Origin of the sequence: Amycolatopsis sp. WAC 04197, assembly GCF_003947475.1 — a bacterium.
Taxonomy (GTDB): domain Bacteria; phylum Actinomycetota; class Actinomycetes; order Mycobacteriales; family Pseudonocardiaceae; genus Amycolatopsis; species Amycolatopsis japonica.
The window spans coordinates 1-22,935 of the sequence record NZ_QHJK01000020.1 but is presented as its reverse complement, the minus strand read 5'-3'; the positions used below and the strand labels follow the sequence as shown (position 1 = coordinate 22,935).

11 protein-coding genes are annotated in these 22,935 nt (G+C 66.1%); all 11 read right to left on the bottom strand.

Annotated elements, in window-relative coordinates; translation table 11 throughout:
* On the bottom strand, window positions 1-10,597 hold a 10,597-nt coding region (locus DMC64_RS42520), incomplete at its 3' end, for a hypothetical protein (RefSeq protein WP_148106990.1).
* Between the two features lie 211 nt (window positions 10,598-10,808).
* Window positions 10,809-11,945: a cytochrome P450 gene (locus DMC64_RS42515; protein ID WP_125738235.1), complete on the bottom strand. Its 1,137-nt coding sequence runs from the start codon at window positions 11,943-11,945 to the stop codon at window positions 10,809-10,811.
* Window positions 11,932-12,864 (bottom strand): terpene synthase family protein, encoded by a 933-nt coding sequence (locus DMC64_RS42510; protein ID WP_125738234.1) that lies wholly within the window; start codon window positions 12,862-12,864, stop codon window positions 11,932-11,934. The genes DMC64_RS42515 and DMC64_RS42510 overlap by 14 nt, the downstream gene beginning before the upstream one ends.
* Window positions 12,865-12,902: 38 nt before the next feature.
* Window positions 12,903-14,234 carry a cytochrome P450 gene (locus DMC64_RS42505; protein ID WP_158634332.1) on the bottom strand — a complete coding sequence of 444 codons (1,332 nt, stop codon included), beginning with the start codon at window positions 14,232-14,234 and terminating at the stop codon, window positions 12,903-12,905.
* The gene (locus DMC64_RS42500) at window positions 14,231-15,760 is read right to left on the bottom strand and encodes a prenyltransferase/squalene oxidase repeat-containing protein (RefSeq protein WP_125738232.1); all 1,530 of its coding nucleotides are present in this window, start codon (window positions 15,758-15,760) and stop codon (window positions 14,231-14,233) included. Before DMC64_RS42500 ends, DMC64_RS42505 begins: the two co-directional genes overlap by 4 nt.
* Window positions 15,757-17,145: a cytochrome P450 gene (locus tag DMC64_RS42495; RefSeq protein WP_125738231.1), complete on the bottom strand. Its 1,389-nt coding sequence runs from the start codon at window positions 17,143-17,145 to the stop codon at window positions 15,757-15,759. The genes DMC64_RS42500 and DMC64_RS42495 overlap by 4 nt, the downstream gene beginning before the upstream one ends.
* Complete coding sequence (locus tag DMC64_RS42490) at window positions 17,142-17,531, bottom strand: nuclear transport factor 2 family protein (protein ID WP_158634331.1); 390 nt, start codon at window positions 17,529-17,531, stop codon at window positions 17,142-17,144. Before DMC64_RS42490 ends, DMC64_RS42495 begins: the two co-directional genes overlap by 4 nt.
* Window positions 17,532-17,930: 399 nt before the next feature.
* Window positions 17,931-18,485 carry an isopentenyl-diphosphate Delta-isomerase gene (gene idi, locus DMC64_RS42485; RefSeq protein WP_125738229.1) on the bottom strand — a complete coding sequence of 185 codons (555 nt, stop codon included), beginning with the start codon at window positions 18,483-18,485 and terminating at the stop codon, window positions 17,931-17,933.
* Window positions 18,486-18,499: 14 nt separating this feature from the next.
* Window positions 18,500-18,868 carry a hypothetical protein gene (locus DMC64_RS42480; RefSeq protein ID WP_125738228.1) on the bottom strand — a complete coding sequence of 123 codons (369 nt, stop codon included), beginning with the start codon at window positions 18,866-18,868 and terminating at the stop codon, window positions 18,500-18,502.
* Between the two features lie 141 nt (window positions 18,869-19,009).
* Window positions 19,010-19,900, bottom strand: coding sequence for an oxygenase MpaB family protein (locus DMC64_RS42475; RefSeq protein ID WP_158634330.1), 891 nt, complete (start codon window positions 19,898-19,900; stop codon window positions 19,010-19,012).
* On the bottom strand, window positions 19,897-22,395 hold the full coding sequence (gene uppS / locus DMC64_RS42470) for a polyprenyl diphosphate synthase (protein ID WP_125738226.1): 2,499 nt from the start codon (window positions 22,393-22,395) through the stop codon (window positions 19,897-19,899). The genes DMC64_RS42475 and uppS overlap by 4 nt, the downstream gene beginning before the upstream one ends.
* Window positions 22,396-22,935 lie beyond the last annotated feature (540 nt).

The window sequence follows — 22,935 nt, the reverse complement described above, 5'->3', positions numbered from 1 at the left end:
CCGTCGCGGTCTTGTCCGCCCATGCGGCGGCGTAGGCGAGCTTGTCGATCCAGGCCCGATCACCCGCATCGGCCACGTCCAAGGACCGGCCCAGGAGATTTCCCTCCGTGACCAAGCCCAGCAACGCACGACCCGCGCTCACATCGGGTACATTCGCCACGCCGGTATGGTCTTGCCCGCTCGTGAAGGGACGTGGCCTGGCGTTCACCACCTCGGTGAACAAGCCGTTGTCTCCTTGCACGTTATGTTCACGTAGGTGCTGGATCACAGTGGACGTGGGCATGCCCGGGTTGTCGGCGATCAGAGCGTCGATCATGGCATTGATGTGAGGAAGTCCGGCGGAATCGGAGACGTTCAGGACGGGATGCCGTCGGTTAAGTCGCGTAGCGGCCTCTATCGCCCTCAGCGCGCCCGCAACGGCATTGGCGAAGCCGGCCTGCTCGGCCGCACGGGCGATCTCTGTCGCCGAGGCACGGGGGCGGTCGATCGCCAGGTGCCACAACAGGGCCGTGAGATCGTTCGGTACGTCCGTGTCGTACTTTTGCTTGTCTCGCGAATGATTGAGACCCCGATATTGAGGGATCCACAGTGAGCCTTCGGCGTTGGCCTCCCCCTTTCCCTTGTTGATCATGAAAAGAAGCGTGGTCTTGTCCTTCTCGGCGACCTTGCCCCGGAGATGGAACAGCAAAGAATTGTTGGTAAGCCCGCCGTGTTCGGCGATGACTTCCTTGGTGAACTCCTCGACGGTTGACAGGTCGACGGGGACGCCGGCATCGAGTCCGTGCGGGGGAAGGTCGATCGGACGGAGACCGGTGGTCGGGTGAACCGCGGATCGGGGGTTCTCCAACACGGTGCGGGCGAGGTCCTCCAAGTGGTCTTGGGGGCCGATGATGTGTCGCGTTCGCATGTGCTGGACCAAGGTCTTCAGCGGTTCTGGCCGACCAGGCTCGCGCAGGGCGGAGGTCGCGTCGAGGATGACGTTGATACGTGCCTCGATGTCGCTGTGATAGTCGAGCCGGGTGCTCGAGAGCGGGACGAGCCGGTCGCCATTGAGAGTGGCTTCGTTGACGGCCTTGGCGACGAGGCGGCGAAGGATGGGACGTGGACCCGCGACACCTTCTCGGAGGAGGAGGTCGGTGAGCTCGTCGATGTCAGCGGTCTTCTTTTCCCAGGCAGCGGCGTAGGCGAGTTTGCCGATAAGGATGTGGGAGTCCTGATCGTCGGCACTCAGCGGCCGACCGAGAAAGAGGTTGGACGGCTTCAACATCGGCTCGCCGCGCTCCTTGGCGGCCGCGAGCAGGGCGGGGGAAGAGTCCAACGCGACTTGCCGCTCGGCGATCAGATTCTTGATCTCCGCGTTCAGCCCGTGCACATTGTACTTTCTCAGTGCCTCGGCTGTTTGAACGAGGCTGGGATACTTGCCGCTGGCTACGAGCCGGTCGACCAAGTCCACAATTCCAGTGCGATGGCCCGGGGTCGACAAGTGCAGTTCCGGGTAACGGCGACCATCCGCCTCGGCGACTTTGATCGCCTCTGCGGCACCTTTCAAGAGCTGATCGTAACTCGTAACGAAGCCGGCCTCCATCGCACTTCGCGCGATCGCCCTGAGAGCGTGCTCGTCTCCACCGATCACCTGGCGGTACAGCCAGGCGGTGAGATCGTCGGGCACGTCCTTGTCGAATCTGCCATCGTTGCGCTTTCCCCGATAGAGCGGCTTCCAGAGCTGACCGTTTTCCTTGAGTTCATCTCGTATCTTGCTGAATTGCTCGCGGATCAGCGGTCCGAACTCGGAGTATGGATAGCGGGCGTGAGGAACGTGGACGAGTAGATGCTTCGTGCCCAGGTCGCCGTGCTGAAGAAGGATGGCTCGGATCACGTCGCCGAGCTCTGCCTGGATTTGTGGGTCGGCCGCCGATTCCGCCCCGGTTCGAAGAGGCTCTGTGTCGGCTTCGCCATGGTGGTCGGGTTGGCGACCAGTGTCGTCGATGACCGCCGTGTCGCGACTGTCCGGTGACGGGTCGGCCGGCATCAGAACGCTGAAGTCGCTCACCGGAATGGTGTGGGCGTCAGGCAAGGGCTGGTCGTTACGAACGAGGCCGAGAGCGGTTTCGGCGACCTCGCGGAGCTCCTGCTGTGTGCCGGTGATGTGATTGGCGCGCATGCGGCGGACGAGCTGCGTCAGGGCACTTGAAGCTTCGAGGCCTGCGAACGCGCCGTGTTCGAGCGCGATGACGGCCGTTCGCTGGAGGGCGGTGGGGGTGCCGGCGGAGACCGTCTCGTAGCGGTCCCCATTGTCGACGGCTTCGGCGACGATACGAGTGACGAGCGATGTCAGCCTGTCGCCGGTATCGATGACGCCCAGCTGGGTGAGGCGGACGACCAGTTGGTCCACTGAAGCGTTCTTGTCTGCCCAGGCAGCGGCGTAGGCGAGCTTGTCGATCCAGCCGAGATCGTCTTCCTTGGCGACATCCAGTGAGCGGCCCAGTGCCCGGACGTCGGGCTGTAGCGTGGATAACGCACGGGCCGCCATCAGAGCGGAATCCGGCAGGCCCGCCTGCCGGGCGCTCTGAAAGTCGCGTAATCGTGCGCTCACCGCGGCGGAAAGAGCGCTGCCGATACCCCTGACGTTGGACTCCTGCAAGCGCGTCACCAGCGAGTGGACTGCGAGCTCGTGGCTCGGTTCGAGCGCTGACTCGGCGATCAGCCCATCGAGGAGGACGTTGATTCGCGGCCGGTCTTCCGGAACGGCGATACTCAAGGACGGATACCGCTGTTGACGTTCCACAGCGGCTTCGATCGCCATTTCGGCCGCGGAGCGTAAAGCCTCGTACCCGGCGAAACCTGCCTTTTCCGCCCGGCGCGCGATCTCGGTCGGGGTCTCCCGGCCGTATTCCATCACGAGCAGGGCCATGACGGCGGTCAGGTCATTCGGGTTACGAAGATCGTACTTGTCTCTGACTCGTTCGCGGCTTCGATAAGTCGGGTACCAGGCCGAACCGTCGGCCGCGGCGGCGGCTTTCGCGGCGGTGATCAGAGGAATGGTACCGGCTACCGATTCCACACCCGCCTGGTTCAAGTACAGGCGCAAGGTGCCGGATTCGAGATTTCCGTGCTCGTCGACGATCCGGCGGGCCACCTCTTCGAGGGGTGGCATGCCGGCGGGATTGCCGGGACGTGGTTTGCGCTCGTCAAGATCGAGGGGGTAGAGCGAGAAGTCGGCGGCAAGATCGGTCTCCGGGATTCGCAGAGCGGCGCCGGCCAGGGTCGTCAACTGTTCTTCGGGGCCGGTGATGTGCCGCGTCCGCATGTGGTGGACCAGGATCGATACCTGGTCGGCCGGCGCGGCGGCACGAAGCGATGGGGTGGCGGTCAAGATGCCGCTGACGCGGTTCCGGACATGGGCTTGGTGAAGGGGATCAGTGGCCGACAGAGGGAACAACCGGTCACCGTTGTGAACGGCCTCGTCCACCGCCTCGGCGACCAGGCGGAGCAGAACCCCCCGCGAGTCGGCAACGCCTTCTCGCCCCAGTTGAGCGGTCAGTTCTCGGACATCGGCGGTCTTTTTCTCCCAAGCCAGAGCATAGGCCATCCGGCCGATCACCAAGTGATCGTCGGGGTCGTCGGAGTCGAGCAACCGGCCAAGGAACTTGCCGTTCGGTGCCAAAGCAGGCCGCCCGCGTGCCCGGGCGGACTCAAACGCCGCGGGATCGGTTTTCAAAACGGCTTTGCGCCGGTCCAGCAGTGCTCTGAGCTGATCCGCCGTCCCCTGCACGTTGAGGTCCCGGAGAGCGAGGTACGCCGAGTTCGGGCTACTTCCATCAGCGAGTACTTGATCGGCAAGTGCCTCGATCCGGTCGGCATGCTCGAGGTTTGTGATCGCCAATGTCGGGAAGATCCGGCCATCCGCTTCGGCGGCCTTCTTGGCCTTCTTGATATCTGTCAGGACCTGGTCGTAATGAGAGGTGAAGCCTGCCTTCGCCGCACTGCGAGCGAGCGCCACGGGTTGTTGCGCGTGCTCGGTGATCACCTGCCGATACAGCCACGCGGTGAAATCGTTGACGTTGACTTCATCGAACTTGCCGTTGTCGCGCCGACCTCGGTAAACCGGGCTCCACAGTTCGCCGGTTGTCTTCAGCCGTTTCCGCGTCGTGTTCAGATGTTCCCTGAACTTCGTATCGGTTGTCTTTTCCGGTGCGGCCTTGCGAAGTTCCGAGGTGAGGAGATGCCTGATGTTCAGGTCGCCGTGATGGCGGAGGACGCTTTCGGCTGTTGCGGATATCTTCGCGTCGGCTTCGGGGTCGGTGGTGATGGTGGTGCCGTCGCGGCGGTGTTTGGGTGCGAGGTGGAGGGTGTTTGGTTGGCCTGGGTCGGTGGTGGTGATGTGGCCTTGGGTGGTGATGTGGATGGGGGTGTTGTGGTGGGGGGTGTTGAGGGTGAGGTGGTGGAGGGTGGGGTGTTGGTGGATGAGGTGTTGGAGGTGGTGGGTTTGGGTGGGGGTGAGGTAGCAGGCGAGGAGGGTGAGGGTGTGGTTGGTGGGCCAGTGGATGGGGAGGTTGGCGATGGTGTTGATGAGGTCTTGGGGGGTGTGGGGGATGTGTTCGTCGAGGTGGTAGGTGTCGGTGGTGTCGTGGTGGGTGAGGATGGTGATGACGCCGGGTTGGGGGTTGGGGAAGGCGTTGGTGATGTTGGTGGTGTAGTCCGGTTTGACGAAGGCCGCGCCGGCGTTGGCGGGGAGGGGGATGGCGTTGACGAGGAGGCCGCCGTAGGTGGGGATGGGGATGGTGTGGGTGCCGGGGAGGGGTTGGTCGGTGCGGACGTTGAGGACTGTGTCGGCGATGCCACGGAGTGATTCTTGGGTGCCGGTGATGTGGTTGGTGCGCATGTGCCGGACGAGGTGGGTGGTGGCGTCGGGTTGGGTGAGGGCGAATAGTTCGGTGTGGTTTTTCAGTGCCAGGGTTCCGGTGCGACGGAGGACGGCGGTGTGGTCGGCGGGCTTGTCGGCGGAGATTTTTTCGTAGCGGTCGCCGTTGGTGGTGGCTTCGTTCACGACCTGGGTGACCAGTGGTGTCAACCCGCCATCGGTATCGACGACGCCGTCCTTGACCAACCGCGCCACGAGCTGGTCGACCGTCGCGGTTTTGTCGGCCCATGCGGCGGCGTAGGCGAGCTTGTCGATCCAGGCCCGGTCATACGCATCGGCCACATCCAAGAACCGCCCCAGAATCCAGCCGTCCGGTTTCAATGTCAGCGCCGCACGACTGGCGGCCACATCGGCCTCGGACCGATCCGCGGCCAGCCTCGCGCTCAGCACCTTGAAGAACTTGTCGGTGCTGCCTTGGATGTTGTACTCGCGCAACCGCGTCACCAGGAACACCTTGTCAAGGACGGGGCTGTTGGCGATGATGGCGTCGATCATGGGCGTAGCGGCCGGATCGGCGATGTCCACGAAGGGGTACCGACGCTGACTCAGCACGGCGGCCTCGATGCCACTCTCCGCGCCCGATCGCAAAAGTTCGTATCCGGTGAAACCCGCTTGCCCGGCTAGTCGCGCGATCTCCCCCGCTGTCGCTCGAGGATTGGTGATCGCCAACTGCCACAACAGGGCGGAGAGATCGTTCGGCTCGACCTGGCTGTAACTCTGTTGCTGTTGACGACCGCGATATCGGGGTCGCCACAAGGACCCATCCGCTCTGGCATTGTCCTTCGCCTTGGTGAGGACGGAACCGAGACCACTCTTATGCGCGAATCCGTTTTGTTCCAAATAGAACAGGGAAACCTTCTTGTCGATGTCTCCGTACTTGTCGATGACTTCCCTGGCCAAAGCCTCGATGGCTGGTGCGTGGTCGGGATCGCTGGGATTGAGGACGACTTTCCCGACGTCGATGGGGTTCAAGGAGAAGTCGGAGGGCAGCTCGGTGGCGGGCGTCTGGAGCGCGGTGCGCGCCAGGGCTTCGAGATCATGCCGAGGTCCGGTGATGTGCCGCATTCGCAGGTGCTTGACCAGTGCCTTCTCCTGGTCCGATGCCTCAAGGCGGTGGATCGCCGGGGTCGCGTAGAGAATGGCGTTGACACGAGCTTGAATGGCGGGCAGCAGGTCGGGATCGGTGGTTGTGAGGGGCAGCAGCCTGTCGCCGTTCCTTCCGGCTTCATCCGCCGCGTCGGTGACGAGTGCCAGCAGCGTGTCGCGTGATCCGGCAATACCTTCTCGCCGCAGGAGTTCGGTGAGATCGGCGGGTGCGGCGGTCTTGTTTTCCCAGGCGGCGACGTAGGCGAACTCGCTGATCAGGTCGCGGTCGCCCGGGTTGCGGGTGTCCAGTGCCCTGCCCAGGAACCGGCCGGTCGGTCGCCGGGCGGGTTCGCCGCGTTCCCGGGCGGTGGTGAGGAGCTGGGGATCATCTTTCAAAGCGCGTTCACGCTGCATCACCAGCTGTACGACGTCCGCTTTCTCACCGTGGACGTTCATGGATTTCACGATGTCGGCGATGCTGTCGGGGGGCCGGTAGCCGCCGTTGGCCAGTAGCCGGTCTATCAGGGAAACGATCTCATTGCGATCGCTCGATTTCGACATGAGGAACCGCGGGTGCCTTCGGCCGTCTTCCCCCGCGGCTTTCATGGCCGCCTTCACCGCGCTCTCAAGCTGTGTTTGCCCAAGGGCGAAGCCGGTCATGACGGCACTGCGGGCGATCGCCAGGACGGAGTCGTCGGGTTGGGCGATCACCCGCCGATACAACCACACGGCAAGGGCATCGATGTTCTCCTTGTCGGACGTGCCATTTTTGCGCTCACCTTGATAGAGGGGAGCCCATAATTCACCGGCGCTTGCGAGTTTTGCCCGAGCTGCGGCGAGATGCTGTGAAAACTCCGCTTTGGACGCGGTGGCTGACAGGTGTGTGCGTGTTCCGGGAACCAGCAGAAATCTGAATGCCAGGTCACCGAACTGATCAAGGGTTCTTTCGGCCACCGCGGCGAGCTCGTTCTCGGTCCGGCGAAGCCGAGTTTCCAGAAGAAGGCCGTCCGTGGCTACGGGATCGAGGAACGTGCCGGCCGAGGCGGCGGCTCCGGGGTTTTGGAGAACGGTGCCGGCAAGGGTGACCAGATCTTCCTGTGGACCGGCTATATGCCGGATTCGCATGTCTTTGACCAGGAGCCTGACCTGGTCCGCAGGTGTAGCGGCGCCAATCTTCGGGGTGGCATCGAGGATGGCGCCGGTCCGAGCGAGGATGGCGTTGTGGTGGTCGTGCTCGGCGGTGGTGAGTGTGGGGAGCCGGTCACCATTGCGGGTGGCTTCGTCGACTGCCGTGGTGACGAGTTTCAGAAGAGTGGCGTGCTCTCCGGCTATTCCTTCTCGCTTCAATTGAGTCGTGAGTTCGGCGGGTGTAGCGGTTTTGCTTTCGGAAGCGGCCGCGTAGGCCAGGTTGCCGATGAAGCGCCGATCGGTGGAGATGTCGGCGTTCAGCTTCCTGCCCAGGAATTTTTCGGGGGGTCGCCAGGTGGGCAGGCCTCGCTCTGTGGCGGCGGCGAGAATCCGAGGGTCGTCTTTCAAGGCACGTTCGCGCCTGGCCGCCATGCCCTCGAGGTCTTGACTCTCTCCCCGTATGTTCAGATTTCTCAGTGCGTCGACAACGTCGCCGGGAGTGCGGTAGCTGCTGTTTGCGATGAGCTGCTCGGTCAGGGACGTGATGCGGTCCCGGTCCTTCGGGAACGTCCAGTCAAGGTGTCGGCGACCGTCGCTTTCGGCGACCTTTACCGCCTTTTCGATGTCGGCTATGAGGCGTTTATAGTTAATGGCGAACCCGGCGACCTGCGCGCTGCGGGCGATATCAGCTGGAATGGCTCGTTGTTCGGCTACCACTTTTCGGTATATCCATGAGGTGAAATCATTCATGGTCTCGATGTCGAACTTTTCGGTATTTGGACTCCCTCGATAGTGTGGGCTCCACAGCTCACCTGCTGCTTGGAGTGAGTCGCGTTCTTTGTTGAACTGTTGGCGAATTTGTGCTTGCAGCTCCTTCGCGCGAAGGGGCCCGGGATCGAGGTAGGTGAGTAGATGCTTGACCTCCAGGCCGCCGTGTTGTTGAAGGATGCGTTTCGTCGCCTCGGTGATTTGTGTGGCGAGTTGGGGGCTTTCGGGGTCGGTGGTGACTGTGGAGCCGTCCCGGCGGTGTTTGGGTGCGAGGTGGAGGGTGCCCGGGACGCCGGGGTCGGTGGTGCTGATGTCTCCGGCAGGGGTGATGTAAATGGGAGTCTCGCGGTAAGGGGCTTCGAGTTCGGCGCCGAGCGTGGTGCGGATGACGGGAGCGAGGCGAGTGAGCTGAGCGGGGGTGAGGTCGCACGCCACGAGCTGAAGCCTGGTGTAGGTACCCCATGAGGCGAGGTGCGCGGGAAGGTCGCGAAGCGCCACGGCGAGCTGGCGGGCGGGGTCGAGTAGTGAGAAGACGTTGTCCCGATGTTGTGCGATGACACGGAAGACACCTGGCTGGGGTTCGGGGAAGGCGTTCGTGACATTGGTGGCATAGCCCTCGGGTACGAAGGCGATGCCTCCGTTGCCGGGGAGGGGGATGGCTCGCACCGGTTCCACCGCCGAAACGACGGAGGCATCGTCCGGTCGTACGCCCACGGCAGTGCCGACCGCGGATCGCGGAGGCGCGGGATCCGAGGGGAGGGTCGCTTGAACAGTGGTTCGCGTGTCGAGGCCTCGGGTCGCGTCCGGTGTGGAGTCGGTGAGGAACGATCGTGTGCCGTCCGCGAGCGCTGCCTCGGTGGAGCGGGCGGGGGGCGTGCCGAGATTCCCGCCGGTGGTGTCGGGTCGTGCGACGGCCACGGGGGGCGAGGGCGCCGAACTGGTGGTGACAGGCGCACGATCGGCCTGAACACGCGAGGATGACGCATCCTGGACCGCGGTTCTGGCTTGTCCGGCACTGTCCGGCCGCACTTCGCCCGGCCTGGTGTCCGCGACGACACCTCCGGCTGCCGTAGGCGTCTGCTGACTGGGAGACGTGCCGGATGAACCCCGCTCAGCCGACGTCGACGGGGAGATCCCGTTTTCGCCCACGGAACGCGTCAAAGGTGCTTCGACAAATGAAGGCGTGTACCCGGTCGTGGCTGTGGCCGGTGGGCTGATCGCACTTGTCTGGGTCTCGGCCACGGGTGCGGTTCGGATGGCCTCCGGCGTGCCGACGTCGGCAACGACCGGCACGGTCCCCCGCACGCCATTCTGCGTGGAGGTGGTCGCCGGGAAAAAGCCATTCGCTGGGGGTGCGACGCCGTTCCCCGGTGCCGCCGTGCCGGGTCCGGTGTAGAGGGCGCCGAGACCTTGAGGACTGGTGGTGTAGGCGGGCGTTTTCTCCTCGCGAAAATTCGCCTGGCCGGGGGCGGCGGTGTAGGGCGGTGGGGGTTCGGCCTCCATTTCGATTGTGGTGTGCGTGAGTTTGTCGATGCCGGTGAGTTTCTCCGGGCTGGACGGCTTTTCCTTGTCGTGGGCGGATTCGGTGGGTTTGGTATCGGATTTCTCGAGGTCCGGGATGGTGAGGTCGGGCAGCACCGGGGGGTGGAGGGCGTCGAGGGTGGTGCCGGTGGTGGTGCTGGTGTGTCCGCCGCCGTATTTGGAGAGGGCGCCGAGGGCGCCGAGGGCGGGGTTGCCGGCGGGGGCGCCGAGGGCGAGGTTGATCAGGGGTGCGGTGGCGATGGTGGTGATGACCTGCCCGGTGGCGTAGCCGGCGTCGCCGAAGGCGGCGAGGGGTTTGTTGATGGCGGTGATGACGTCTTTCGCTGTGACGGTGCCTGGGGCTCCGGGGACGAGTTTTTCGAGGTGGGCGGGGTCGATGTCGAGGCGGTCGCGGAGGTCGAAGGCGGTTTTGCGGATGGCTCCGGCGGCGGAGTGGAAGATGCCGGCGAAGGCGCCGCCGAGTGCTCCTCCGACGAGGGATGAGGTCAGCGACTTGGTGTCCCAGCCGTTGCGGTCGCCGTCGGCGATCTGACGGGCTTGGACGCCGAAGTCGGTGCCGCCCATGAGTGCGGCGCCGAAGGCGGCGAATCCGCCGACTTTGATCGCGATGTCTTTGGCGGCTTTGAGCAGGGCTGTTCTGGTGGCGTGGGACAGTCCTCCGCGGATGGAGAGTTCGCTCAGGCGGAGGACGAGGGCTTTCCAGATCGCGGTGAGCGCGACGCGGGCGGCGGCGATCACGGCACCGGTGAACAGGGCGCCGATCAGGGTGGCCATGAGGTGGATGATCGAGGCGAGGGTGAAGGCGGCGAAGACGACGAACATGACTTTGGTCTTGTAGACGTCGGCCGCGGCGTTCTGTGACATTTTCGCCAGTTCGCCGGCGGCCTCGCCCAGCCCGGTCAGCCCGTCGGGGATGGTGGCGCTGAGGAACTGTGTGAAGAACTCTCCCGTGTCTCCCTGCAATGCCTGCGGGATCGCGGACCCGGCCCGCCGGGCCGCGGCCTCGTAGACCGCGACCGCCTCCTTGACCGCTTCCCACGTTTTCCACAAGGCGACCAGACCCTGGTCGTCACTCTCCGGCCACGACAACCCCAGCGTGACCTCAAGGAACTTCCGCACCTCCGGCGGAATGTGCACACCCCCGTCACCCAAGAGCGGCACCTCCTCCGATCATCCGACCAGCCCACTGGCAACGCGGCGGTCCGCGAACCACCTACAACTGTTGTAGACCAAAAAACTGGCCAGTAGCACCCGAATGGCCTAGGTGTAGGGATTTGTCTCGTGAACCTGATCTGGTAAGGCGCAGGCAAAATTGCCCTCCGGCGGGCGGATACCTGACGGCGGTGATGGGGGAGGGTTTGCGTCACCAAGTCACGGGCAGCTCCCTGAGGCCGGCGAAAGTGCGGTCCCGGCACAGCACGAGCCGGTCGGCCGGCACGGCCAGTTTCAGGCCGGGGAACCGTGTGAGCACCCGATCCAGCACGATGCGGAGCTCCAGCCGGGCCAGATGCACGCCGACACACAAATGGGGGCCGTGCCCGAAGGCGACGTTCGTCCGTGCCGGTCTGGTGGGGTCGTAGGTGTCGGCTTCGGGCCAGCGATCCCGGTCCCGGTTGGCCGCGGGCAGATCGGCCACCACTCGGTCGCCCGCCCGGATCTCCGCGTCGCCGAGCCGGCAATCGGTCACCGCGGTGCGGTCCACGCCGCGCTGGACGATGGTGGTGAACCTGAGTGTCTCCTCCACGAGCGGATCGAGGCGCTCGTTCTCACCGGCCAGTGCCCTGGGGCGGTCCGGATGACACAGGATCAGGGCGACCCCGGTGCCGATACTGGCCGCCAGCGAGTCGAAACCGCCCAGCACCAGTGTCGCGCCGAGGTCCGCGACCTCCATGTCACCGAGGTCGCTGTGCTCGATCAGTTCGCTGAGCAGGTCGGAGCCGGGCTCGGCCCGCCGTTTCGCGACCAGCGCGTGGAGATACTCCAGCAGCCAGGCGTTGGTGGCGCCCGCCTTCTCGCGATCCGGCGCGTCCGACAACAGGGTGGTCGCGGCATCGCGCAGCGAGGGCCAGTCGTGCCGTGGCAGGTCCATCAGCGCGCCGACCACCGACAGGGGGACCGGAACGGCGAGGGACTCGATGAGGTCCACCGGTGGCCCCGCCGCGGCCATGGCGTCCAGGTGATCGTCCACCGCGCGGGCGATCGCGGGCCGCCAAGCCGCCACGCGACGGGGGGTGAACGCACGGCCGAGCGGCCTCCGGTAGCGGGAATGCTCTGGCGGGTCGGTGTGCGGCAACCGGCCGATGAAAGGCGCGTCCGCTCCAGGCGTCGCCCGGTGCATCGGATCCCCCGCCGCGCTGAACGTGGGATCGCCGAGCACGGTGCGTACGTCGTCGTACCGGGTGGCCAGCCAGGCATGCTCGCCGTCCGCGAGCCGCACCCTGGTCACCGGCCCCGCCACGGCGACGGACGGGAACGGCGTGTCGGCCTCACCGCGGCGCATCGGGACCTCCCGGCACCTGATAGCGGCGGGTGCCGGGACTCCAGCGGAGCGGACCGGACATCGTGTGGGCCAGATTGTCCAGATACCCTGGCAATCCCGGATCCTCCGCGAGCCTGCCGTGACTCAGCGCGGCGGTCCGGTCGAGAAAAAGAGTTTCCTGTTCCCCGACGCGTCGCGCGATCCAGGCGGCACAGTCCTTAAAGGATCTGTCCTCAAGGCGTTGCAGCAGCGGGATGAGGCTGATGTACTCGCCGTCGCGCCGTTCCTTGGCGCAGGAGTACAGGTCGTTGGTGAGCCATAGATGGTCCAGGACGACCTCGCGCAGCGCGCGCAGCTCGGGGTCGGTGGCGGTCTCCTCGGCCAGCGGCCGGTCGTGGCCCAGCTCGGCGACGGTCAGGAACCATTTCATGGCGACGGTGACACGGCGGCGCTCGGCGTAGGAGGCCAGGTCGGTGAGCCCGTCCGCGCCGCGGGTGGCGACCTCGATCAGAAAGCCGTCGAGCATGTCCTCGAAATCCACCACGAACCGGCGCCAGCGGGCCTCGCCGAGATGCGGGCGCAGCCGGTCGGCGGCGTCCCGCGCCGGGACGGCGGTGGCGGGCACCTCGTCCCAGCCGGTGACCGCGGCCATGATCTGGGCAACGACCCGCCGGGAGCCGTGGACGCTGCCGCCGACCCGGCCGGCGTCGCCGAACGCATCGTCGATGACCACGATGTACTGGAACAGATCGCAGATCGGCCGCAGGACCGGATACGGCATACCCGGCAGCATCGCGCAACACAACTCGGCGATCCGGCCGGAGAGGAACTTCTCCATCCCGGCATCGTCACCGAAACAGGGCCGTGTCGTCCGCCGTATCCAGGCGTCGGACTCCATGACCAGCCGGTCGGTTTCCGGATGCGTTCGGGCCGGCAGCACGCTGCGTACCAGCTCCTTTGGTGAGGGGGCGGTCTTCGTCACGACCACCGCCTGGCGCGCAAGCGCAGTCGCAGGGCCTTCGGCTCGAGCATGCTGCGGGCACTCGAGGTGACGGGCCCCTTGATCATCGGTTCGAGCCGCCACTGCCGGAGCAAGGTCGCCAGTGTGACGATGATGTTGTTGATCGCGAATTCGTCGCCGATGCACCGGCGCGCGCCTTTGCCGAAGGGGAACATGGGGGCGCCGCGGAAGCGGACGTCCTCCTGCTCACTCCAGCGGCACACATCGAACCGCTCAGGGTCGGCGAACGCGTCCGCGCGGTGCTGGAGCAGGTACGGGCTGACCAGGATGCCCATCCCGGACGGGATCCGGTGCCCGGCCAGTTCGGAGTCCGCGATCGCTTTCCTGGTGTACATCCACGCGACCGGCTTGATCCGCATGCTTTCGCTGATCGTGCGCCGCAGCAAGGGAAAGGATCCGGCGTCGTCGTAACCGATCGGGCCGGTCGGCCGAGCCTGGTGTACCTCCTCGGCGATCTGGGTGTCCAAAGTGGAATCACGCGAGAGGAAGTACAGGGTCCAGGACAGGGTCGCCGCCGTGGTTCCGATACCCGCGATGAAGAAGGTCACCGCCTGGTCCCTGATCTCTTCATCCGACAGGCCGTCGCCGTGCTCGTCACGGCCGGTCAGCATCGACAGCAGATCGCCGCGATCGGTGCCGTCCCGGCGGTATTCGGCCACCGTCGCGTCGATACGTTCGTACAACCGGCGTTTGGCGGCGGCGTAGTGCCAGTTGTTCGGCAGCGGCAGCCTGCCGAACCAGGGCAGCACCATTCGTACGAAAGCCCCGCGTACCAAGGTTTCGACCGCGGCCCGCGTCCGCTGCTCCGCCTCGGCCCCTTCGGCGGCCCAGCCCGCGAACATGGTGTTCACCACGAATCGCATCGACAGCTGCTGCATGTCGTGCACGGTGTCGACGATCTGGCCGTCCCGCCAGCCCGCCGTGACCTCCTGCAGCTGATCGGCGATGGTGTCGCTGTAGAACGGTATGCGCGTACGGCGGAAGGCGGGCTGCACCAGGCGCCGCATCCGGGTATGGCCGGCGTCGGGGCAGCTGGCGAGCCCGTCGCCGAGGAACTCCCCGACACTGTCGAAGAACGGGCCACCTTTGTCGAAGACCCGGTTCCGGTTGACCAGCACCTGCTCCGCCAGATCTGGGCGGCAGATCACGTAGGTCGGCTGGGTGCCGAGCATGATCTGCACGATGTCGCCGTGCTCGGGCAACGACGCGATGAACTCCTCCGGCGCGCGCAGCAGCTGGGGCAGGTGGCCGATCAGCGGTACCGCGCCGGGTGCGTGGGTGACGGTCATGCCTTCTCCAAACTGAGCCCGGGGCGCCGTGCCAGAACCTGGTGTGCCGCGGCCAAGGCGGCCAGGCGATAGACCCGGGCGAGGATCGGGACGTCGTAGACGAAGGGACGGGGCCCGAGCGAATCGGGGTCGGTGACCGCGGCACCTGGTTCGAGCAACCATGGCACCGCGGAATCGATCAGATCCTTGGGCGGGTCGGGCAGGACACCGAGAGCCGCGACGGCGTGCGAGGTGACCAGCAGGCTGACGTCTCGTTCGTGAGGATGGAAACGCCACCCGCCACCGGGGGCCGCCGTCTCTCGCAGGAATCGGGCGCAGCCCGCGCGGATCGCTTCCACGTCCGGTTCCGAGTCGCCCGGCGGCAGGTCCGCGGCCGCCCGCAGCACGTGCAACACCGGGAAAGCGGGGCTGCGGCTCCATTCTCTCGTGAACCCGCCATCGGGGCCTTGCCTGGCGCCCAGCCATCGCCAGCCCCTGCTGATCGCGGACGCCGTGCCCGGGAACTCGGCCAGCGTCCGCAGGCATTTCGCGGTGATCTCCACTTCGGACGGTGCGCCCCGGACGAAGGTGGGGAAACCGCCGTCCTCGTTCTGCAACGCCAGCAGATGCCGCGCCCCTCGCTCGGCGGCGCGCTCGTGGCCGGGGCACCTGCTCAACGCCAGGGTGATCACCGCCGTGTCGTCGGCGTCCGCCTGGTCGACGGTCTCGCTGTAGCCCCAGCCACCGTCAGGGAGCTGCCGGTCCGCCAGGTAGCGCGCCGCCGCCTCCACCCGCGTGGGTGACAGGCCACTGTCGAGCAGGGTCAGCGTGGTCAACCCGGTGACCCAGGTGTCCTCGTCGGCGATGAAAGGCAGTCCGCCGTCGGCTCGCTGCTGGGTGACCAGGAAAGCCAGACCAGAGCGCACCGCGGGGCTGTTCCGGTCCTGTCCGGCCAGAGCGAGCAGAGCGGTGACGGTCGCGGGTACGTGGCATTGCCAGGAGCCGTCCGGACCTTGGGCCTTCGTCAGTCGCGCCACCAGTACGCCACGGTCGCCATCGTCCGCGGTCAGCAGGCGCAACGAGGTGGCGATCAGGGTGATCCACCGATGGGCGTGCGGTCCGGGGTCGAACGCGCGGGCGGCGGGCCACGCCACCTGGGGGACCAGTTCGGAGAGCAGTGCGAGGAAGAAGTCGTGCTTGCGTTTGCGGGAATGGTGATCGAGGCCGCCGAGCAGAGACCTGACATGATCAGCCTGCTCGGCGGTCACGGGCAGGCCGAGCGCACTCGTCGCGATCAGCCGGGCGATGTCCCGTTCCAGCGGGCCTTGCCAGCGGGGCGCGGGCGTGGCCAGCGCCGTACGGCAGTACGCCGCGAGTTTGCGCGGTGCCGCGCCCCGCACGTCCAGCCGGCGGAACAGGTGCAGGGCGAGTGCGGATTCGAACAGCCTGCTCCGGCAGCCGCCGTGCCAGCGGCCCCCGCCGTCGAGCGTCGACAACAGTTTCGCCTGCGACGTGGTGACCTCGGTACGCAACCGTCCGACGTTCATCGTCGCCCACCTCTTGCGGTGGCGCCGGAGTCCACCGGCTGGGGGCGTAACACCAGATTGGTCGGGGCCACCGCCGCGGACAGGACGTTCTCGCCCACCTCGCCGGTGCTCGCCGCCACCAGCCGCCAGCGGCTCATGATCGTGGCCGCCACTACGGTGACCTCCAGCAGCGCCAGCGCGTCACCGATGCATTTGCGGCGGCCCGCGCCGAACGGGATGAAGGAACTGCGCGGTCGCTCACGCATCACCTCGGGCAGCCAGCGGTCCGGGTCGAAGCGCATCGGGTCGGCGTACAGCCGAGGATCGCGGTGAATCGTGGTCGGGCTGAAGACCAGCTCGGTGCCGGCCGGGAATCGGATGTCGCCCAAGGTGAACTCGGCGCGGGTACGGCGCATGACGAGCCAGGTCAGCGTATGCCTGCGCACTGTTTCCAGCACCACCTGACGCAGATAGGGCATCCTGCCGACGTCGTCGTACTCGCAGGGGCGGCCGCCGAGCACCTCCCGGTTCTCCGCGTAGACCCGGTCGGCGATCCCGGGGTTCTGGCTGAGCTCGTGGAAAAGCCAGGCCATCTGCAGCGCGGTCGTCTCAGAGCCGCCGATGAGCATGGTCATGACCTCGTCCCGGATCTGGCGGGGAGCCATCGGCTGCCCGGTCCTGGGATCCTCGGCCGACAGCAGGAGGGACATGACGTTGTCGCCGAGATCCCCGCCGCTCCGGCCCTCTTCGATGACGCGTTCGGTCAGCTCGTGCAGGGTTTCCACGGCGGTGTCGAACCGGCGGTTGGCCGGGATGGGCAGCCGTTCGAACCGGGAACTCGGGTACACGGTGCGCAGGATCATCCCCTTGAGGATGTGCGGGGTCGCGCCGCGCACCGCGGCGAAGTCGGCTTGGCTGAGGTGGCGGGAGAACACCAGCACCGAGATCACGTTGAGCGCCAGCGCGTTCATCACTTGAGCGAACGCCAGGGGTTCGCCCGGCCGCCAGGCGGAGATGGCGGCCTCGGCCTGTTCCCGGATGAGGGTCACGTACCCGGGCAGCCTGCCGGGGACGAACGCGGGCTGGATCAGCCGCCGCTGTCCGATGTGGAACTCGTTGTCGGTGGTGGCCAGCCCGTTACCCAGAAACGCTTGGGAACGCTCGAAGATCTTGCCTTTGTCGACCTGTTCGGCCTGCTGGACCAGCATGGTGTGGATGAGCTCGGCGTTGGTGAGGAAGTAGATCGGCCGCGATCCCAGGCGGAGCCTGACCACGTCACCGTGCTCGGCCAACGAGGCGAACAGCGGCAGCGGAGAACGCAGCAGCGCCGGAACGTGCCCCACCACCGGACGGGCGCCTGGGGCGGTCGGTAATCGTTCGGCCGGGGTGATCGTCGCCTCGCTCATGACCGCGAGCTGTCCGCGTCGATCCCGCGCCAGAAGTCGGTGGCGTGCTTGATGCGGCCGTCTTCGTAGCGCAGGACGCTGACGATCCGGTACACCTTGCCGGGATCAGGCCCGACGCCGTGCCAGCCCCATTCGACCCACACCCGGTCGACGCCCTCGCAGGCCGCTTCCACCTTGCCGGTCATCCCGGGGGCGGCGGTGAACATGCCGGTGAGGAACTCGAACAACTCTTCGTGCCCGGTTACGACGGTGTCGGCGCCGAGGTCGTCGAGCACACAGTCCTCGGTGTAGAGCTCGATGACCCCGGGAATGTCGTGGGCGTTCATCCGGGTGATGAACCTGTCGATCCTGGTCAGGTAGGTGTCGGTGTTCACCGCATTGGACATGGTGAGGCTCCTCGTTCTGGTGGGGTGGAGGATCTCCAACGACCGGCTGAGCCACGTCGGTGCGTAAGCGCGCGACAGCCCGCGAAGGGGCATGGTTCTGCCGGGATGTCTCCAAGAAGTGAGGACGATCTGTTTCCGAGCCGCCGCGACGGTCATCGTGTGCTAAGGGGTTCGAAGCCCCGGCCCTCGCACTGGGGTCCTGATGGCCACTGCTTGACCTAGAGGGTGCCGATCAACTGATCGGACTCGGCGCTCATTCGCGGTTCCCATGAGGCCTCCAACGACTCGCCGGTACTTCTTGGCTGGCCGTCAAATTACGTACTTTGTGCCACGTTGGGAATAAGTCGTTCCAGCGGGTGGAACGGTCAGCGGTGCCGGAGAAGCCGGTTCACCGGCGCGTCATCGCCGCAGGGCGGCCGACAGCAGCGGAACCTGCTCCCGTGACCAGGGACTGAACAGGAAAGGCGCGCGTTCCATCACGGTGACCAGATCCGCCCAGGGCAGCCACCGGGACTCGCACACTTCCGAAGGGGCAGGCTGGACCTCACCGTCGGACACGGCCGTCCAAACAGGGCAGAACTCGTTCTCCACGATGCCGTTGGCATCGACTGCCCGGTAGCGGAACCGGGGAAGTACTTCTCGAAGTGAGTGAACCTCGAGACCGAGTTCCTGGCCGCCCCGCCGCGAGACCGCCTCCGCGCTGTCCTCACCGGGTGCGGGATGCCCGCAGAAAGAGTTGGTCCACACACCTGGCCAGGTCTTCTTGTCCGTCGCGCGCCGGGTGATCAGCACGTCACCCGCCCGGTCGAACACGTAACAGGAGAAGGCCAGGTGCAACGGGGTGTCCGTGGTGTGAACAGACCGCTTGGGCGCGGAGCCCCGGGGATGGAAGTCATCGTCGAGCAGGACCACCAGTTCCTCGGCTTCGGCGTGGTCGCCGTCGAAGATCGTCATGCGCCTCGTCCCCCTCAGCGCACCGACGGAGTCGTCGCCCACACGTTCCCCGGCGTGCCGTACGTGACGACCGTTCCGCCGAGGCGGCCCCGGTATTCACCCTCGGCGACCCGGAAGGCGGCCGATCCGCTGATGCCGTACACCTCGATCGGCTCGGCATCGTCACCGGTGAAACCGGCGAAATCCGCACAATGGCCGGGATCGACGGCCGCGGTGGCCGAACCACGGGCGACGAACGTCACGTAGGACGAGTAGTCGCCTCGCGAACACAGAGTGAGCGTTCCGTTCGCCGCCGAAGCCGGCGGCGCGGCGAGGCCCGCCACTGTCACTAGCGCGGCGAAGGCGATGGACACACTTCCTGCGAACTTGAAACGCGGCTTCACGGACGGGCACTTCCTTCGCGCATCGGCCGACGCGTCACGGGGCCTTACGGTGCGGACGTGAGCCATGATCTCCCACCGGACAGGTTCGCGGACGCTCCGGAGCCCAGGGGCTTCGCCAAACAGGGGAGAACCATTCACGAATCACGCGCCGGGACGTGTCAGGTCCGCCTTGCCGGCTGCGCGCCGCGCCTTGGCGGCGAAGGGCAGATAGTGCCAGCCCGCGGGCAGGGAACGTGCGACCGCCCCGAGAACGGCGTAGAACCGGCGCATCCGGCGACGATCCGCCTCGCTGACCTCGACACCCAGAACACGGACGTAGGCTTCGGGAAGCGTCGGGAGCGTGAGGCGGACCGCGAAGCGCCGGAACCGCGGCCACGCGAGATCCCAGACGACCTGGGGCACGTGTGGCGGCGGCAGCGGATGGATGGCCTCCGGATCCAGCAGGTCGCGGACCACGTCGTTGACCTCGAGCCGGGTTTCGACGGTCTCTTGGAAGTACTTCCGGAATCCTGCGACCGTTTCCGGCAGATCCCTCTTCCGCAGGCCCAGCAGGCCGCCCAGGGCGCGCCATTCGGCGTAGAACCGCTCCTGCTCGTCATCGGTGAGGGGCTCACCGCACAGTTCGCTCAGCGTGACGACAGCCTCGAAAAGGGTGGCATGCACCCAGGCGTAGGCGTTCGGATCCAGGCCGCGGTACTGGCGGCCTCGGTCGTCCGTGCCGCGAATGGCGCGGTGGACCGCTCGGAGCCTCCTCGCCTCCTCTCTCGACTGCACGAGCGGGCTGTAGACCAGGCGCTGCAAGGATTTCACGGTGTGGACGAAACGAGACACCCCTTCGGAGCGGAAATCCGAGTACCCCCCGACCCCCGCCCCCACCACGGGATGTGCGGTCTGTACCACGATGAGCCGGAGAGTCATGGCCAGGATCGTCCAGCGGCCCACCAGGTCCCAGCTGAGTGATCCCGGACCGGGTGGGGCCGCCCCGGTGTCGCGAGCCAGGGCGGCCTCGACCGGGACGCGACTCGTGGTCATCCGGCACGCACCTCCTGTGAGAACGGGACGAGCTGTTCCGGGTCGAGAGCGTGCGGCAGCCCCTGGCGATAGCGCTCGCGATCGGCTTCCTTGAGCGCTTCGAAGTCCGGGGCGACGTGCAGTTCCCCCAGAGTGCACCGCGGGCTCGCCGAACCGTCGGCGTCGAGCAGGGCGTTGACGGCCTGGCGGGCGCCCTCGTTGGCGCCTTCCATGGTCGTGACGTTGATGTTCGTCCGCACCCAGTCCCCGGCCAGGAACAGGTTGGCGATCGCGGTCCGTGATTCCGGCCGGTCCTCCCACGATCCCGGGCTTTGGATGAACAGGGGGCTGTCGTTGGTGACGGCCGGTGTCCCCGGTGCGACGATGGCCGGGTCGAGGAACCATGAGTGCAGCATGTCGTCGCGGAGGACGGTCCGGCCTCCCGAATTCAGATGGGCCTTGATCTGCTCCCACGCCTCGCGCGCGATCTCCTCCGGTCGGCAATCCTTGGCCGCCTTGCCGTTGAAGGTGCCCGGTTTGAACCAGTCGGAGATGATGCTGGAGAGGCAGTCCCTCACCGTGTGGTCGTGGTACTCGGAGAAAGGGCGGTCCCAGAACTGTGCCTGGCTGATGGACGTGATCGCCCACGGCGAGTCCACGTAGTTGACGTGCCCGTGGACGAGCGGCAGCTCTTCCTTGAGGTAGAACATCAGGCCGTTCATCCAGTCCGTGCGCAGCCGTCGGCAACCGGCGAGGCTCGGGTCCGCTTCGAGGACGTCGCGTCCCAATAGCCGGATGAAGCGCTCGACCGGCACCGCGGAGATCACGTAGTCGTAGGACGTGATGTGGTCACCGCCTTGGCTGTCCCGCAGGGTCAACGCCGTGACACGGCCTTCGGAGACCTTGAGTGCTTCGGCGCTCCAACCCACCTTGAAGTCCACTCCCAATTCGCGGAGGTGGTCGATCCATGGCGAAAGCAGTTTCTCGTCGGTGGATCCGTTCAAGACCCGGTCGACCGTGCCACCGGGTTCGTTGCCCCGGCCGAGCGCGCTCCAGATGGTCGCCTCGGAAACGAGACCCACGGAGTGGGTGCTCGCCTCGTCGGATTTGATGGCGGCCAGATTGCGGATCATGCCGTCGGCGAACGATCGTTGGAACTGGACCGACATCTTGTCGGCGTTGAGGAAGTCGTTCCAGGAGATCTTGTCCCACTGCCCGAGGCGCCGTTCGTCGCAGCTCGCCCAGTAGGCCAGGAACTTGCGGGCGCCGAAGAGCGCTTCCTCTTCCGGCACATGGGAGATCGTGGTGGCGAGATAGGAGATGATCGCGGTCGCGGTGTCGGAGGTGAACGAGTAGACCGAAGGAGGCAGGGGAGAGCTCGGGAAGAACGGGATCATGGCGTCGCCGCTGCCGTCGGCCCGCGCGCCGAGATAGGCCGACGTGGCCACCAGGTTGTCCCAGGTCCCCCTTTCGTTGCCTGGGAAGGGGATCCGTCGCATGGTGTCGGTCAGGTTCTTGTAGAAGCCGGGGAAGAAGCGGAAACCGTGTTCGGCCGGAAGTCCGCTGCCCGTGGCCGGGATGCTCCGGGCCTTGCCGCCGAGTTCGTGTCGTTCGTAGACGGTCACCGCGTAGCCTCGTTCGGCCAGTTCGAGTGCGGCCGACAGGCCGGCGATCCCCGCGCCGAGAACCGCGACCCGCTTCCCCGTCGGGACGGGGAGCGTCGCGGGAGTCTTGGCCATCTCCAGTGCCTGCGGAGCCGGCTGTGCCTGGCCGGTGTCTTCGACCCCGGGGTGCCGATCGACGGCACCCCCGAAACGCCGGTCCCGGTCGGCGTAGGTTTCGACCGCGTCGATCAGATCCGTCTGCGTGAAGTCGGGCCAAAGCCGGTCCGGGAAATGGAGTTCCGCGTACGCGCTCTGCCACAGCAGCAGATTGCTGATGCGCTTCTCGCCCGACGTGCGGATCAGCAGGTCCACCGGCGGCAGGTCCGGCTGGTACAGGCGGGAGACGATCGCGTCCTCGTCGATGTCGTCGGGACCGAGGTTTCCGGCCGCGATCTCAGCGGAAAGGTGCCGCACGGCGTTGACGATCTCCTGGCGGCCACCGTAATTCACGCAGAGGTTCAGGGTCAGCCCGGTTCCGCCCGCGGTGCGCTCCTGCCAGTTACCCAAAGCATCGGTGAGCTCCGGAAATCCGTCGATTTCCCGGCCGCTCCAACGAATCCGGACACCGCGTGTCTCGAAGAACGGCATGTAGCCGTTGATCGCGTTGGTCATGATGTCCATGATCGTCGCGATCTCGGCAGGTTCTCTTTTCCAGTTCTCGCTGGAGAACAAGTACAGCGATAGGTTGCGCAGCCCCAGATCGATCGCGGTGTTGACGATGACGAACATGGACGGGAGTGCGGCGCGGTGCCCGGCCGTGCGGGTCAGCCCGTGCCGGTTGGCCCATCTGCCGTTGCCGTCGACGATGATCGCGAGATGCCGGGGGAGCCGGTCAGGGGAGAGGGACGACACAGAACTCCTCCATTTTCGTGGGTTCTCTCTGTGTTTCACTGCACGCGGGCGGCTGCCTCCGACGGTATTGCCGGTGAGACAACGTTTTCTCGCGCCTGCCCAGAAGGTCTCACGTGCAGTCGATCCGATGTGGACCCCAGACAGCTCTTGTGCGTTGCCTTACAGCTTTCATGCGTGTTGAACAAAAGACAAGAGCTGCGAGGATCAATGTGCGAACGTCGAAGGATATCGCCGTTTCGGGCAGGTGCCCTTGGGGTGCGGAGTGGAGTCGGCTTCCGTCAGCGACCATGTCGCGAAAGCCACTTCAGGGCATCGGACGTCCCGAAAGTGGCTTTCGCGACACCCGGCTCCGGCAGCACGCGAGCTTCACGACACGCTGAGAGAACTTCGGCAGGTCGGGGCCGCCGGATGCAAGGAACGGTCCTTTCCTCGCAAATTTTGCGAGGAAAGGACCGTTCCTGGCGTGGTCTCGACCAGTCAGCCGACGGTGACGGTGGGCTCTCCCTCACCGATCGTCTGGCCCGACTCCTCGGCGATCCG